This is a genomic window from Rathayibacter sp. VKM Ac-2762 (assembly GCF_009866585.1).
Classification (GTDB): domain Bacteria; phylum Actinomycetota; class Actinomycetes; order Actinomycetales; family Microbacteriaceae; genus Rathayibacter.
Genome location: NZ_CP047419.1, coordinates 897,235 through 911,953, shown reverse-complemented (window position 1 = coordinate 911,953; position 14,719 = coordinate 897,235). Strand labels below are relative to the sequence as shown.

Here is a 14,719-nt window from a genome sequence, read left to right as displayed (position 1 = left end):
ACCCGGGGGGAAGCCCCCGTGACGCCCCTCCGCGACAGAGGTGAGCCTGTCCTTCACCGGACTGAGCCGAGCCTGCGCTTCCTTGCGGCGCCGAGGGATCTGCGTACTGTTGACGATCAGTCACCCCCTCTCGAAAGGACCAGACGATGTCCACCACGTCCGTCACGTCGCTCACCTCGTCGAACCCGGATGTCGCATCCGGAGTCGCCCAGTTCCTCAGCCCCGTCGTCGTCGAGATGACCGCGCTCGCCGTCAACGGCAAGCAGGCGCACTGGCACGTCCGCGGCGCCAACTTCATCGGCGTCCACGAGCTGCTCGACGCGATCGTCGGCCGCGCCATCGAGTGGGCCGACCTCGCCGCGGAGCGCGTCGTCGCCCTCGGCCTCCCGGTCGACGCCCGCATCCAGACCGTCGCCTCGGCGACGCGGTCCGAACCCCTCACCCCCGGCTTCCAGCGCTCCGAGAACGCGATCGTCGAGATCATCCGCCAGATGGACGTCGCCATCGCGACCGTCAACACGGCGATCGCCGAGCTCGCCGAGATCGACGCGAGCAGCCAGGACGTCGCGATCGAGATCGGCCGCGGCCTCGAGAAGGACCGCTGGTTCCTCTTCGCCCACGTCAGCGAGAGCTGAGCACCACGCCTCGACCGGCCCGCGGATCCTCGGATCCCGCGGGCCGTCGTCGTTCCCCGGCCCGTCCGCGCGATCCGGAGCAGCCGGAGTCGCGACGGGCGCGGGTCAGCCGCCGTGCGTGAAGCGGCCCGCCAGGAGGGTCGCGGCGACCGGCATGGATCGGAGGGCTCCTGCATCGGCGGCGAGCGGATCGCGGTCGACCACCACCAGATCGGCGGGATCGCCGGCCGCGGGCGTGAGCCGGCGCACCCGGGTCGAGGCGACGATCGCCTCCTCGACGCTCACCCGCTGCTCCGGATGCCAGGGCTCGTCGCCCGGCAGCGCCCGCGCGACCGCGGCCGAGATCGCGACCCACGGGTCGAGCGGAGCGACCGGAGCGTCCGAGCCGAGCACCACGCGGGCCCCGGAGTCGAGCAGCGAGCGCAGCGGGAACGCCCGGCCGGTGCGTCCCGGCCAGTACCGCTCCGCCACCTCGCGGTCGTCGAGCGCGTGCGCGGGCTGCACTCCGGCCTCCACGCCGAGCGCGGCGAACCGCGGAAGGTCGGTCTCCGCGAGTAGCTGAGCGTGCTCGATCCGGCCCCCGCCGACCCGGCCGAGCGCGTCCAGAGCCAGCGTCGCCGCGGCGTCTCCGATCGCGTGCACGGTGGAGCGGATGCCCCCGGCGGCCGCGCGGGCGAGCAGCTCGTCCAGCTCGGCGGGCTCCACGGTGAGGACGCCGTTGCCGTCGTGGTCGGCGTAGGGGTGGGCGCAGTAGGCGGTCCTCGTGTTGAGGGAGCCGTCGATCAGGACCTTGAGCGGGCCCATCCGCAGCAGGCCGTCACCGCCGTCGAGTTCGTCGCCAGTGCGCAGTCCCTCCGCGAGGGCGCGGTCGAGGTGGTCGCGGTAGACGCCGGTGTCGACGCGGAGGGAGCGGGTTCCGCCGTCGACGCGACGGGGCCAGTCCCCCGCGTTCCAGCGCATCTCGAGGTCGACGACGCCGACCACCCCGCGAGCCGCAGCCCGCCGCGCCGCCGCGTCGGCGAGTGCGTCGAGCTCGTCGTCGCCGAGGGCGCCGAGTGCGGTGACGAGCTCGAAGCAGGCGTCCTCGCGCAGCAGCTCGGGCTCGGGAGCGACGGCGTAGCGCCGGTACGCGGCGGAGTTCAGCCAGGCGCAGTGCAGGTCGCCGCTGATCAGCACGACGGGCCGTTCCGGAGAGACCTCGTCCAGGAGCGCGGTCGTGGGCGGCTCCGGCCAGAGGCCGTCGCGGAAGCCGAAGCCGATCAGCGTGCCGGTACCGGGCTCCTCCGCCAGGCGACGTCGGACCGCGTCCGCCGTTCCGCGGGCCGAGTCGGCTGACGAGACGTCCAGGCGCGGTGCCGTCATCGCCCACTGGGAGAAGTGGACGTGCTCGTCCCAGAGGCCGGGGAGCACCCAGCGCCCGTCGAGGTCGCGCACCTCGTCGCCCGGGGCGGCGGCGGCGTCCGGTCCGACCGCTTCCACGCGGCCGTCGCGCAGGAGCACGGCACCGGGTCGGGACGAGCCGAGGAGGCGGGCGCCCCGGAGCAGGAGACCGCCGGTCATCGGGCGGCCTCGCGGAGCGCGGGGCGGACGGCTCGGCGGGCGCGGGACCGGGCCGGCGTCTCTCCACCGGCGCTCACGACTGGCACACCGGGCACCAGTAGAGCTTGCGCGCGCCGATCTCCTCGAGCAGCACGTTCGTGCCGCAGACGCGGCAGGGCAGACCCTCGCGCTTGTAGACGTAGTTGCGCTCGGCGCGGCTGCGGACGGCTTTCGAGCGCTCGGTCTTCGTCAGGCCGCGGCGCGTGATCATCATCCCGGTCCGGATGCCGTCCTCGAGCAGGTCCGCCCAGTCCCGCCACAGCTCCTGTGCGAGCTCCAGCGGCACCTGCTTGCCGGGAGTGTGCGGGTCGAGGCCGGCGCGGTAGAGCAGCTCCGCGCGGTAGATGTTGCCGATGCCGCTGACCACGGACTGGTCCATCAGCACCAGCCCGACCGGCGTCGCCGTCCTGCGGAGCCGGTTCACGAAGCGGTCGCGCGCCTCGTCGGAGTCGTCGACGGCCGGATCCGGACCGAGGCGGGCGAGGAGGGCCTCCACCTGGGCGGGGTCCATCACCTCGCAGGCGGTGGGGCCGCGCAGGTCGGCGACCGTCTCCTCCGTCATGATGCGCACGCGCACCGCGCCCACGGGCGGCGGCGGGAACTCGTCGAGGTCGGAGTCGGTCTCGTGCTCCGTCTCGGAGAGGCGCACGGCGCGGCGGCGCCGGGGAGCGCCGATGCTGCTGCCGGCCTTGCCGTCCGGGAACAGCGGCGAGACGTGCCCGAGGAAGTCCCACGCACCGTAGAGGCCGAGGTGGACGTGCAGCGTCAGGTCGCCCTCGAAGCGCAGCAGCAGGTGCTTGCCGACGGCCGTGGACTCGAGGACCGCGCGCCCGTCGAGGAGCGCGGCTCCCTCGGTGAAGCGGCCCTGGGGGCTGCTGGTCGCGACGCGGTGCCCGACGACGTCGCGCTCGAACTGCAGGGCGATCCGGTGGACGGAGTGCCCCTCGGGCACTCAGCGCTCCTTCGCGGCGGAGTCGACGACCCGGCCGGCGATGTCGCCGGTGGCCTCGTACTCGGCGAGCTGCGCGATGCGGCGCACGTGCCGCTCCTCGAAGGTGAAGGGCTCGGCGACGAACGCGTCGATGAAGCCGGTGGCCTCCTCGACGGAGTGCTGGCGGGCCCCGATCGAGATGACGTTCGCGTCGTTGTGCTGGCGGGCCAGCACGGCGGTGCTCAGGTTCCACACGAGCGCCGCGCGCACGCCCGCGACCTTGTTCGCCGCGATCTGCTCGCCGTTGCCCGAGCCGCCGAAGACGACGCCGAGGGCCTCGACTCCCGCCTCCTGATCGCGGACGACCGCGGCGGCGGCGTTGATGCAGAAGGACGGGTAGTCGTCCAGCGGGTCGTAGGACGTGGGGCCGTGGTCGATCACGTCGTGACCGGCGGCGCCGAGGTGCTCGATCAGGTGACGGCTGAAGTCCAGCCCTGCGTGGTCCGTGGCGATGTGGATGCGCACGAGAGAACTCCTCCGGAAGAGCCGTCTGGGGCCCGCGGTGCCCGGGCCGGGAGCCAGAGTACCGCGGGTCGGCTCAGTCGAACTGCGGGTCGCGGGTCCGCGAGCGCTTGAGCTCGAAGAAGCCGTCGAAGGAGGCGGCGGCGACGATGCCGTCCCAGAGGGTCAGCGCCTGCTCGCCCCTCGGGATCGGAGAGATGACGGGGCCGAAGAAGGCGACGTCCCCGATCGCGATGACCGGGGTGCCGACGTCCTGGCCGACCCGCTCGATCCCGTCGAAGTGGGAGGCGCGCATCGGCTCGTCGTGCTCGTCCGAGTCGGCGTGGGCGGCGAGCTCCGCGGGCAGGCCGAGCTCGGCCAGCGACTCGGCGATCACCGCGTCGACGTCGGTGCGCCCGCCCGGGTGGATCCGGGTGCCGAGCGCGTCGTAGAGCGGCTTCACGTGCTCGCGGCCCTCGCGCTCGGCGACGGCGGCGACCAGGCGCGTGTAGCGCAGCGCGCGCGGGAGGAAGGCGCGGTACGAGTCGTCCACGTCCTTGTCCTCATTGAGGACGGCGAGGCTCATGATGTGCCACTGCACGTCGAGGTCGCGCGCCGGCGTCACCTCGTCCACGAATCGCGAGGTCATCCAGGCCCACGGGCAGGAGGGGTCGAACCAGAAGTCCACAGAGGTCATGGGGACACGCTACGCCGCTCGCGGCGGCCGCGTCCGCGCTCCCCGGCGGCTCCGCAGGATCGGCGCCACGGGGCTCCACGGCGGGTCCCGGCAGCTCTAGGGTGGATCGGCGGCGCCCGCACCCCGGCGCCCGCGGCAGCGCCCGAGACGAACGGATGGAGCACCCCCGTGCCAGGAGACAACCTCACCCGGAGCGAGGCGCAGGAGCGCGCCTCGCTGATCCAGGTCCACGACTACGACATCGCCCTCGACCTGACCCGCGGAGCCGAGACCTTCCTCAGCACGACCACGGTGCGCTTCTCCGCCACCGAGGGCGCCTCGAGCTTCATCGACGCCGTCACGGGCACGGTCCACTCCGTCACCCTCAACGGCGCGGAGCTCGACCCCGCCGACGTCGCCGACGGCGTCCGGATCCGCCTCGACTCCCTGGCTGCGGACAACGAGCTCACCGTCGTCGCCGACATGCTCTACACCAACACGGGCGAGGGCCTGCACCGCTTCGTCGACCCCGTCGACGGCGAGGTGTACCTGTACTCGCAGTTCGAGGTGCCCGACTCCCGCCGCGTCTTCGCGGTGTTCGAGCAGCCGGACCTCAAGGCCGAGTTCCGCTTCACCGTCACCGCGCCCGCGCAGTGGCAGGTCGTGTCGAACCAGCCCACTCCCGAGCCGGTCCCGGCGGGCGAGGGGATCGCGACCTGGAGCTTCGAGCCCACCCCGCGCATCTCCTCCTACATCACGGCCCTCGTCGCCGGACCCTACGTGGTCGAGACCGACTCGCTCGTCTCCTCCGACGGCCGCACCATCCCGCTGGGGGTCTTCGCCCGGGCCTCGCTCGCGCCCTTCCTCGACGCCGACTACGTGTTCGAGAAGACGAAGCAGGGCTTCGCCTTCTACGAGGAGAAGTTCGGCGTCCCGTACCCGTTCGCGAAGTACGACCAGCTGTTCGTCCCCGAGTTCAACGCCGGCGCGATGGAGAACGCGGGAGCGGTGACCTTCACCGAGACCTACGTGTTCCGCTCCAAGGTGACGGACGCGATCAAGGAGCGCCGGGTCGTCACGATCCTCCACGAGCTCGCCCACATGTGGTTCGGCGACCTGGTCACGATGAAGTGGTGGAACGACCTCTGGCTCAACGAGTCGTTCGCCGAGTACGCCTCCACCCTCGCCACCGCGGAGGCGACGGAGTGGACCGAGGCGTGGACCACCTTCGCCGCGATGGAGAAGAGCTGGGCCTACCGCCAGGACCAGCTGCCCTCGACCCACCCGATCGTCGCGACCATCAACGACCTCGAGGACGTCCAGGTCAACTTCGACGGCATCACCTACGCCAAGGGCGCCTCGGTGCTCAAGCAGCTCGTCGCGTGGGTCGGCGAGAAGGAGTTCCTCGCCGGCGTCCACGAGTACTTCGTCAAGCACGCCTTCTCGAACACGGAGCTGCGCGACCTGCTGGTCGAGCTGGAGGCCACCAGCGGGCGCGACCTCACCGAGTGGTCGGCGCAGTGGCTCGAGACGGCCGGCGTGAACACGCTCCGCCCCGAGATCGCGGTCGACGAGAGCGGAGCGATCGCGTCCTTCGCGATCCTGCAGACCGCGGTCGAGGAGTACCCGACGATCCGCCCGCACCGCCTGGCGATCGGCCTGTACGACTTCGAGGGCGAGCGCCTCGTCCGCGTCGACCGCCTCGAGCTGGACGTCGACGGGGAGCGCACCGAGGTGCCAGAGCTGATCGGCCGCACCCGTCCGGCGCTCGTGCTGCTCAACGACGACGACCTCGCCTACGCGAAGGTCCGCCTCGACGACGCCTCGCTCGCCGTGGCCGTCGAGCACCTCGCGAGCATCGACAGCCCCCTGGCCCGCTCGCTGGTCTGGGGCTCGGTCTGGGACTCGACCCGCGACGCCGAGTCGGCGCCGCGCGACTTCGTCCGCCTCGTCCTGGGCAACGTCGCGACCGAGACCGAGTCCACGACCCTGCGGACGGTGCTCAACCAGCTCGTCGCCACCGCCACCCAGTACGTCGCTCCGGAGTACCGGGCCGAGGTCGTCGAGGAGGCGGGCGATCAGCTGTGGACGCTCGCGCAGAGCGCCGAGCCGGGCAGCGACGCGCAGTTCCAGTTCGTGAAGTTCTTCGCCGCGATCGCGTCCACCCCGGCGCACCTCGAGGCCGTGCAGGCGCTGCTCGACGGCTCCACCGCCCTCGACGGCCTCGACATCGACACCGACCTCGGCTGGGAGCTGCTGATCGCTCTCGTCGCCGGCGGGCGGGCCGGTGCGGACGACATCGACGCGGCGCTCGCCTCGGACAACACGGCGACCGGCCAGCAGTCGGCCGCGCACGCCCGTGCCGCACTGCCGACCGCGGAGGCGAAGCGCGCGGCGTGGGACTCAGTCACGGCCGACGACTCGGCACCGAACACGATCGTCCGCTCGACGGGCCTGGGCTTCCAGCGCGCCGCCGACCCGCGCCTGCTCGACGCGATGGTCCCGGTCTACTTCGACGCCCTCCGCTCCCTCTGGGAGTCGAAGAGCTACAAGATCGCCGAGTACCTGGTCGTCGGCTTCTACCCGGCCGCCACGCCCTCGCAGGAGATCGTCGACGCCACCCGCGCCTGGCTCGACGCGAACCCGGAGGTCCCGGCGCTGCGCCGACTCGTGATCGAGAACCTGGCCGGCGTGGAGCGTGCGCTCCGCGCCCAGGAGCGCGACACCCGGGGCTGACAGCGAGCCGCCCGGTCCCCCGGCGCTCGGCGCTGCGGGACCGGGCGGCTCTCCCCGCTCCCGGCGCCTAGCGCTGCGGGACCGAGCGGCGCTCCGGCCCGTCATAGGCGGACAGCGGCCGGATGAGTGCGTTCGAGCCCCGCTGCTCGATCACGTGGGCCGTCCAGCCCACCACCCGCGCGGCGACGAACAGCGGAGTGAAGATCCCGGTGTCGAAGCCCATCAGCCGGTAGGCGGGGCCGGACGGGTAGTCGAGGTTCGGCAGGATCCCCGTCCGCTCGGCCATCGCCGCGGCCAGGGCGTCGTACAGCTCCATCATCTCGCCGGCCCCCTCGTGCTCGGCGAGCCGCCGGAGAGCGGCGTCCATGGTCGGCACCCGCGAGTCGCCCGACTTGTAGACCCGGTGGCCGAACCCCATGACCTTCCGGCGCTGTCCGAGAGCCTCGGCGAGCCACTCGCGGGACCGCCGGTCCGCCTCCGGTCCGGTGCCGACCTCGTCGAGCACGTGCAGCACGGCCTCGTTCGCCCCGCCGTGGAGCGGTCCCTTGAGCGCTCCCACGGCGGCGGTCACGGCGGAGTGGACGTCCGACAGCGTCGACGTCACGACGCGGGCCGTGAAGGTCGAGGCGTTGAAGGAGTGCTCGGCGTAGAGCACCAGCGAGACGCGGAACGCGTCGACGACGACCGGCTCCGGCACCTCGCCGAAGGTCGTCCAGAGGAAGTTCTCGGAGTAGTCGAGGTCGTCGCGCGGATCGATCGGCTCGAGGCCGCGCAGGCGGCGCTGAGCGTAGGCGACGATCGACGGCAGTGCCGCCCAGAGCCGCACGGAGCGCTCCAGCACGGCCTCGGGAGCGTCGGCGTCCGGATCCTCCTCGAGCGCGCCCAGGACGCTCACCGCCGTCCGCACCACGTCCATCGGGTGCGCCGACAGCGGCAGCAGGTCGATCACGGTGCGCACCTCGGGGGCCAGGGCGCGGTGGGCCCGCTCCACGGCGGCCAGCCCGGCCGCCTCCTCCGCAGTGGGGAGCTCGCCGTGCCAGAGCAGCCAGGCCACGTCCTCGAACGAGGTCCCCGCCGCGAGCTCCTGCACGGGGTAGCCGCGGTAGAGCAGCGAGTTCGACGCCGGGTCGACCTTCGAGACGGCCGTCGTGTCGACGACGACCCCCACGAGTCCCTTGCGGATGTCCTGATCGGTCGTGCTCATCCTTCGCTCCTTCGCGAGAGGCGGGCGGCGGCACCGGGGAGCGCCGCCGGTTCGTGCGGGTCGGCGCGCTCAGGCGCCGTAGTGGTCGGCGAGCGAGAAGTCGAAGACGCCCTCGTCGAAGCGGCTGTACGAGGCGTAGTCGAGGAGCTCGTAGAGCTCGGCGCGCGTCTGCATGCCCGCGACCTCCGAGCGGAGCGAGCCCTCCGCCTTGAGGGCGTCGAGTGCCCGCATCGCGGCGCCCATCGCGATCCGGAGCAGCGAGACCGGGTGGATCACGACGTTCACGCCGACGTCGGCGAGCTGCTGCGCGCTGAACAGCTCGCTCTTGCCGAACTCGGTCATGTTGGCGAGGATCGGCACGTCGATCGCGGCGCGCACGGCCTCGAACTCTGACAGGTCGCGCATCGCCTCGGGGAACACTGCGTCGGCTCCGGCGTCGACGAGGCGCTTGGCGCGGTCGATCGCGGCCGGCAGGCCGTCGAGGGCGCGGATGTCGGTGCGGGCCATGATCACCAGGTCGGAGTCGCGGCGCGCGTCGACGGCCGCCGCGATCCTCCGCACCGAGGTCGCCTCGTCGACGACCGCCTTGCCGTCGAGGTGCCCGCAGCGCTTGGGGTTCACCTGGTCCTCGATGTGCAGCCCCGCGACTCCGGCGTCCTCGAGCATCTGCACCGTGCGAGCGACGTTCAGCGGCTCGCCGAAGCCGGTGTCCGCGTCGACGAGGACGGGCAGGTCGGTCAGGCGCGCGATCTGCTGCGAGCGGCCGGCCACCTCGCTGAGCGTGGTGAGCCCGATGTCCGGCAGCCCCAGCTCGGCCGAGAGCACGGCGCCCGAGACGTAGATCCCGTCGAAGCCCTTCGCCTCGATGAGGCGCGCGGAGACCGGAGTGAACGCGCCGGGCAGCTGCAGCAGCTCGCCCGAGGCGAGGCGCTCGCGGAAGAGGCGGCGCTTCTCGGCGGGAGTCCGGGTGGAGTGGAGCATCGGGCGTCCTTCCCAGGGCGGTGTCCGGGTCCGAGCGGACCCGACTCGAATCTATACGCGCGCGGAGCTCGTGCACCCGTCTCGGAGGGAGGCGTCCCGTAGCCTGGAGCGGTCATGCTGCTTCTTCAGACCTCCACCCCGGACCCTGTCGCCGCCACCGTCTCCTTCTTCGAGTCCGAGCCCTTCTGGAAGGTGGTCGCGATCCTCGGGATCGTGCTGGGCGCGCTGCTGGTGCGCGTCATCGCCCACTTCGTGATCGGCCGCGTCGTCGACCAGATCGTGTCGGGAGTGAAGCGCCGCCAGCGCGTCGAGGACACCCAGTCGATCGCCGCGTCGCCGCTCGCGGCCGTGCGGGTGGTGCAGCGCACGCGCACGCTCGGGTCGATCCTCAACAACCTGAGCTCGATCCTGATCGTCGTCATCGCCCTGGTCATGATCGTGACGACGATCGACAAGGACCTCATCGGCTCCTTCGCCCTGCTGACGGCCGCCCTCGGCGCGGGCCTCGGCTTCGGCGCGCAGAACATCGTCAAGGACGTCCTGAACGGGCTGTTCATGGTCGCGGAGGACCAGCTCGGGGTCGGCGACGTCGTCGACACCGGGCAGGCGACGGGCGTGGTCGAGTCGGTCGGCGTCCGGGTGACGCAGATCCGCGACGTCAACGGCACCCTCTGGTTCGTCCGCAACGGCGAGATCGTCCGGGTCGGGAACATGTCGCAGGGCTGGTCGCGCGTCATCGTCGACCTGGCCGTGCCCTACGAGACGGACCTCGAGCAGGTGCAGTCCACGGTCCTCGCGACCGCGAACGAGCTGGCGGCGAGCAGTCGCTGGCGGGCCCGGATCATCGACAAGCCCGAGCTCTGGGGCCTGGAGTCCATCGCCGACGACGCCCTGGTCATCCGGGTCGTGGTCAAGACCCGCACCACCGCCAAGGACGACGTCGCCCGCGAGCTGCGCCTGCGCCTGAAGAAGTCGCTCGACGCGCTCGACGTGAAGCTCCCCTCGCTGGCCACCGTCGTCCTCGAGGGCTTCGAGGGGGCGACGAGCGTCGGAGGCGCCAAACCGCCGCGGACCACGCCCTCCCCCACGATCAGCACCGAGCACGGCAAGCCCGTGCGGCTCCCCCGCGCGCTGCGGCGCGGGAGCGGGACGCCGCCCCAGGACGGCGGCGGCACCTCCGGCCCGACGGGAGCGCGCTCGTGAGCGGCCTGCAGATCGGCGGCACGCCTCCGCTGCGCAGCTTCTGGGAGCACATCGGCGGCCGGCCGACGTTCGAGCGCCTGGTCCGCCGCTTCTACGAGGGCGTCCGCGAGGACGAGGTCCTCTGGCCGATGTACCCCGAGCACGACCTCGAGGGCGCGATCCAGCGGCTGACCGGCTTCCTCGAGCAGTACTGGGGCGGGCCGGGCACCTACAGCGAGGAGCGCGGCCACCCGCGCCTGCGGATGCGGCACCAGCCCTTCCGGATCAACCCCGAGGCCCGCGACCACTGGCTCCAGCACATGCGGACGGCCGTCGACGATCTCGAGCTCGCTCCGGCCGACGACGCCCTGCTCTGGGACTACCTGGAGCGCGCCGCCCACGCGATGGTGAACACCTTCGAGGAGTAGCCGCTCAGCCCGGGGTGCGGACCAGCACGTGTCCGCGCCGTGAGGTGAGGCGGCGCCAGGCGCCGCTCTCGAGCAGGGCGACCGGGTCGTCGGCGCCGAGGAACCCGAGCGCGAAGAGGGCGAACGCCGCTCCCGCCGGGACGTCCTCGAGGCCGTCGAGCGGGCGGCCCCAGACGCTCGACCGCACGCGGCCGACGATCTGCTCGCCCGTCTCGGAGCCGACGGCCGCCGCGATCTCGTCGATCCCCTCGCGCGCGACGCGCTCCAGGAAGCCCGGGTCCACGGGCTCGCGCCGGGTCCAGCCGCCGCGGGGCGGGGAGACGCCCGCCCAGGGCCCCGCCGTCGCGTCGTCGCCGTCGGGCAGGACGACCGGCTTGCCGTCCGCTCCGCCCGGCTCCCACTGCAGGCGGGCGAGGCGGTCCGACAGCGCACGGATCGGCACGACCCGGTCGAAGCCGGCGGGCTCGTCGAGCGCGAAGACGCGCAGGCCCAGCACGGTCGCGGAGCGGTCGAGCAGACCGCGGGGCTGGAGGATCGGCGTGTAGGCGGCCAGCACGTGGTCGTCGGCGAGGAGCCGGACCGCACCGTCCTCGACCCGGGCCGAACGGCCGAGGAAGACGCGCAGATCCGACAGGCTGGGCGGATCCGCCAGGGAGAAGGACGAACTCATCGCGTCGATAAACTTACCCGAGGCCGCTCGCCCGACCGCCCGACACCCCGGAGGTACCGTGCCCGATCCCCTGTCCTCGTTCCTCACCGCGCTCGACCTGACGGACACCGGCGCCCGCACCAGCGAGGACATCTCGACGGGTCCCTCGCAGTGGATGCCCGAGGGGCGGGTCTTCGGCGGCCAGGTCCTCGCGCAGTCGCTCATCGCGGCCGGTCGCACCGTCGAGGGGCGCTCCGTGCACTCGATGCACGGGTACTTCCTCCGCCCCGGGGACGTCTCCCTGCCGATCACGTTCTCGGTCGACCGGATCCACGACGGCCGCTCCTTCTGCACGCGGCGGACGCAGGCCTACCAGAACGGACGCCCCATCCTCTCGATGATCGCCTCGTTCCAGACCGAGGACGAGGGCCTCGACCACCAGGCGCCGATGCCGGAGGGGATCCCCGACCCGGAGTCGCTGCCGAGCACCGCCGAGATCCTCGCGGGGGTCGACCACCCGGTCGGCAGCTTCTGGGCCACGCAGCGCCCCTTCGACGTGCGGCACGTCGAGCAGCCGGTGTACCTCCGGGCCGACCCCGAGCGGGTCGCGCACCAGAGCGTGTGGATGCGCTCGCTCGGACCGCTGCCGGACGATCCGATGCTGCACCGCGCCGCCCTCGCCTACGCGAGCGACTACACGATCCTCGAGTCCACGCTCCGCCGGCACGGTGCAGCGTGGACGACGCCGGGCCTGCGGATCGCGAGCCTCGACCACGCGATGTGGTGGCACCGCCCCGCGCGCGTGGACCAGTGGCTCCTCTACGTGCAGGAGGCGCCGAGCGCGTCCGGCGGACGCGGGCTCTCGCTCGGGCGCATCTACACGCAGGAGGGCGTGCTCGTGGCGAGCGTCGCCCAGGAGGGCATGGTCCGCGTCCCCCTGGGCTGAGCTCAGCCCCGCTTCGAGAAGGTGATGGGCTCCTCGACGTAGGGGCCCCACGCCTCGCGGAGCTCCTCCGGGATGCGCTGGGGCCTGCCCGTCGCGGCGGTGACCAGCACCAGAGTGGTGGCCGCCTTCGTGAAGAGCACCCGCGGGACGACGCCGGCGGGCGAGTAGAGCTCGTAGCAGACCTCGAGGCTCGCCCCGCCGATCCGCCCGATCCACAGCTCCACGTCGATCGGCGCGCGCATGTACGGGATCGGCGCGAGGTACTCGATCTCCTGCCGGGCGATGAGGCTGATCGACTCGGCGCCCGGCCGTGCGTCGAGCACCGCCGTCGCCATCCCGCCGGGCTGCGGCGAGTCCGGCTTCCAGAACGCCTGGATGCGCGCCTCCTCGAGCAGGCGCAGCATCTCGGCGTTGTTCACGTGCGCGTAGGCGTCGAAGTCCGACCAGCGCAGCGGGATGGCGACGTGCAGGCGCATCAGTCGCGGGTGAGCTTGCGGTACGCGGAGCGGTGCGGCTTCGCCGCGTCCGGGCCGAGGCGCTCGATCTTGTTCTCCTCGTACGCCTCGAAGTTGCCCTCGAACCAGTACCAGTTGGCCGGATCCTCCTCGGTGCCCTCGTAGGCGAGGATGTGGGTCGCGATGCGGTCGAGGAACCACCGGTCGTGCGTGATCACCACGGCGCAGCCCGGGAACTCGAGGAGCGCGTTCTCGAGGCTGCCCAGGGTCTCGACGTCCAGGTCGTTGGTGGGCTCGTCGAGCAGGAGCAGGTTGCCGCCCTGCTTGAGCGTCAGCGCGAGGTTGAGGCGGTTCCGCTCGCCGCCGGAGAGGACGCCGGCCTTCTTCTGCTGGTCCGGGCCCTTGAAGCCGAACTGCGAGACGTAGGCGCGGGAGGGGATCTCGGTCTTCCCGACGGTGATGTAGTCGTGCCCGTCGGAGACGACCTCCCACAGGTTCTTCTGCGGGTCGATGCCGCCGCGGCTCTGGTCGACGTAGGAGATGTCGACCGTCTCGCCGATCTTCAGGTCGCCCGAGTCGAGCGGCTCGAAGCCGACGATCGTCTTGAAGAGCGTGGTCTTGCCGACGCCGTTCGGGCCGATGACGCCGACGATGCCGTTGCGGGGCAGCGTGAAGCTGAGGTCGTCGATGAGGACGCGCTCGCCGAACTGCTTGTGCAGCTTCTTCGCGTCGATGACCTGGGAGCCGAGACGTGGGCCCACCGGGATGACGATCTCCTCGAAGTCGAGCACGCGCGTCTTCTCGGCCTCGGCCGCCATCTCCTCGTAGCGCGCCAGGCGCGCCTTCGACTTGGCCTGACGGCCCTTGGCGTTGCTGCGCACCCAGTCGAGCTCGGTGGTGAGCCGCTTGGCGAGCTTGGCGTCCTTCTTGCCCTGGACCTCCAGGCGGGCGCTCTTCTTCTCGAGGTACGTCGAGTAGTTGCCCTCGTAGGGGTAGAGGTGGCCGCGGTCGACCTCGGCGATCCACTCCGCGACGTTGTCGAGGAAGTACCGGTCGTGGGTGACGGCGAGCACGGCGCCGGGGTACTTCGAGAGGAACTGCTCGAGCCAGAGCACGCTCTCGGCGTCGAGGTGGTTGGTGGGCTCGTCGAGCAGCAGCAGGTCGGGCTTCTGCAGGAGGAGCTTGGTGAGCGCCACGCGGCGCTTCTCGCCACCCGAGAGGTTGGTGACGAGGGAGTCCCCCGGCGGGGTGCGCAGCGCGTCCATCGCCTGCTCCAGCTGCGAGTCCAGGTCCCAGGCGTCGGCGGCGTCGATCGCCTCCTGCAGGGTCCCCATCTCGGCGAGGAGACTGTCGAAGTCGGCGTCCGGGTCGGCCATCGCGAGGGAGATCTCGTTGAAGCGGTCGATCTTGCCCTTGATCTCGCCCACGCCCTCCTGGACGTTCTCGAGCACCGTCTTGGTCTCGTCGAGCTCGGGCTCCTGCATCAGGATGCCGACGGTGTAGCCCGGGCTGAGCCGCGCCTCGCCGTTGCTCGGCGTGTCCAGCCCCGCCATGATCTTCAGGATCGTCGACTTGCCGGCGCCGTTGGGCCCGACCACGCCGATCTTCGCTCCCGGCAGGAACGACATGGTGACGTCGTCCAGGATCAGCTTGTCGCCGACCGCCTTCCGCGCGCGCACCATCGAGTAGATGTATTCAGCCATGCCCAGTCCTCAAGTCCGTCGGTCTGCGCGGAGTCGGGTCGCCCGCCGGTCCCCTGCTCCGCGCGGAGGCGCTGACGGAGGCTCGGACCGGGG

The 14,719-nt window shown here is 72.1% G+C and carries 14 protein-coding genes; 5 read left to right on the top strand and 9 right to left on the bottom strand.

Features of this window, described 5'->3' with window-relative positions:
- Window positions 1-146 precede the first annotated feature (146 nt).
- On the top strand, window positions 147-635 hold the full coding sequence (locus GTU71_RS04365; protein WP_104232536.1) for a DNA starvation/stationary phase protection protein: 489 nt from the start codon (window positions 147-149) through the stop codon (window positions 633-635).
- 105 nt (window positions 636-740) lie between these two features.
- Here GTU71_RS04365 and GTU71_RS04360 read toward each other — a convergent pair whose 3' ends face one another.
- The 4 genes from GTU71_RS04360 to GTU71_RS04345 all read right to left on the bottom strand — a co-directional run bounded on the left by GTU71_RS04360 (window position 741) and on the right by GTU71_RS04345 (window position 4,363).
- A complete protein-coding gene (locus GTU71_RS04360) occupies window positions 741-2,195 on the bottom strand; it encodes an amidohydrolase family protein (protein ID WP_159939373.1) in 1,455 nt (484 codons plus the stop codon).
- Between the two features lie 73 nt (window positions 2,196-2,268).
- Complete coding sequence (locus GTU71_RS04355; RefSeq protein WP_159939372.1) at window positions 2,269-3,186, bottom strand: DNA-formamidopyrimidine glycosylase family protein; 918 nt, start codon at window positions 3,184-3,186, stop codon at window positions 2,269-2,271.
- Window positions 3,187-3,690, bottom strand: a complete 504-nt coding sequence (locus GTU71_RS04350; RefSeq protein WP_104223700.1) for a ribose-5-phosphate isomerase — start codon at window positions 3,688-3,690, stop codon at window positions 3,187-3,189.
- A gap of 73 nt (window positions 3,691-3,763) precedes the next feature.
- Window positions 3,764-4,363 carry a DsbA family protein gene (locus GTU71_RS04345; RefSeq protein ID WP_104232533.1) on the bottom strand — a complete coding sequence of 200 codons (600 nt, stop codon included), beginning with the start codon at window positions 4,361-4,363 and terminating at the stop codon, window positions 3,764-3,766.
- Window positions 4,364-4,531: 168 nt separating this feature from the next.
- Here GTU71_RS04345 and pepN point away from each other — a divergent pair, with 168 nt between their 5' ends.
- On the top strand, window positions 4,532-7,078 hold the full coding sequence (gene pepN / locus GTU71_RS04340) for an aminopeptidase N (RefSeq protein ID WP_159939371.1): 2,547 nt from the start codon (window positions 4,532-4,534) through the stop codon (window positions 7,076-7,078).
- Window positions 7,079-7,145: 67 nt separating this feature from the next.
- Here pepN and GTU71_RS04335 read toward each other — a convergent pair whose 3' ends face one another.
- Both GTU71_RS04335 and prpB read right to left on the bottom strand, forming a co-directional pair.
- Window positions 7,146-8,282 (bottom strand): bifunctional 2-methylcitrate synthase/citrate synthase, encoded by a 1,137-nt coding sequence (locus GTU71_RS04335; RefSeq protein WP_159939370.1) that lies wholly within the window; start codon window positions 8,280-8,282, stop codon window positions 7,146-7,148.
- 69 nt (window positions 8,283-8,351) lie between these two features.
- Window positions 8,352-9,263, bottom strand: a complete 912-nt coding sequence (gene prpB / locus GTU71_RS04330; protein WP_159939369.1) for a methylisocitrate lyase — start codon at window positions 9,261-9,263, stop codon at window positions 8,352-8,354.
- Between the two features lie 114 nt (window positions 9,264-9,377).
- On the opposite strand from prpB, the gene GTU71_RS04325 reads away from it, so the two are divergent.
- Window positions 9,378-10,466, top strand: coding sequence for a mechanosensitive ion channel family protein (locus GTU71_RS04325; RefSeq protein ID WP_104223705.1), 1,089 nt, complete (start codon window positions 9,378-9,380; stop codon window positions 10,464-10,466).
- The gene (locus GTU71_RS04320; RefSeq protein WP_279630823.1) at window positions 10,463-10,873 is read left to right on the top strand and encodes a globin; all 411 of its coding nucleotides are present in this window, start codon (window positions 10,463-10,465) and stop codon (window positions 10,871-10,873) included. Before GTU71_RS04325 ends, GTU71_RS04320 begins: the two co-directional genes overlap by 4 nt.
- A gap of 4 nt (window positions 10,874-10,877) precedes the next feature.
- Here GTU71_RS04320 and GTU71_RS04315 read toward each other — a convergent pair whose 3' ends face one another.
- Window positions 10,878-11,543, bottom strand: coding sequence for a hypothetical protein (locus tag GTU71_RS04315; protein ID WP_104247302.1), 666 nt, complete (start codon window positions 11,541-11,543; stop codon window positions 10,878-10,880).
- 58 nt (window positions 11,544-11,601) lie between these two features.
- Here GTU71_RS04315 and GTU71_RS04310 point away from each other — a divergent pair, with 58 nt between their 5' ends.
- Complete coding sequence (locus GTU71_RS04310) at window positions 11,602-12,468, top strand: acyl-CoA thioesterase II (RefSeq protein WP_244230637.1); 867 nt, start codon at window positions 11,602-11,604, stop codon at window positions 12,466-12,468.
- 2 nt (window positions 12,469-12,470) lie between these two features.
- Here the strand turns inward: GTU71_RS04310 and GTU71_RS04305 are convergent, their stop codons facing one another.
- Together GTU71_RS04305 and ettA are read right to left on the bottom strand one after the other, a co-directional pair.
- Window positions 12,471-12,944 carry a thioesterase family protein gene (locus GTU71_RS04305; RefSeq protein ID WP_104223707.1) on the bottom strand — a complete coding sequence of 158 codons (474 nt, stop codon included), beginning with the start codon at window positions 12,942-12,944 and terminating at the stop codon, window positions 12,471-12,473.
- On the bottom strand, window positions 12,944-14,626 hold the full coding sequence (ettA, locus tag GTU71_RS04300; RefSeq protein WP_104223708.1) for an energy-dependent translational throttle protein EttA: 1,683 nt from the start codon (window positions 14,624-14,626) through the stop codon (window positions 12,944-12,946). The genes GTU71_RS04305 and ettA overlap by 1 nt, the downstream gene beginning before the upstream one ends.
- Window positions 14,627-14,719 lie beyond the last annotated feature (93 nt).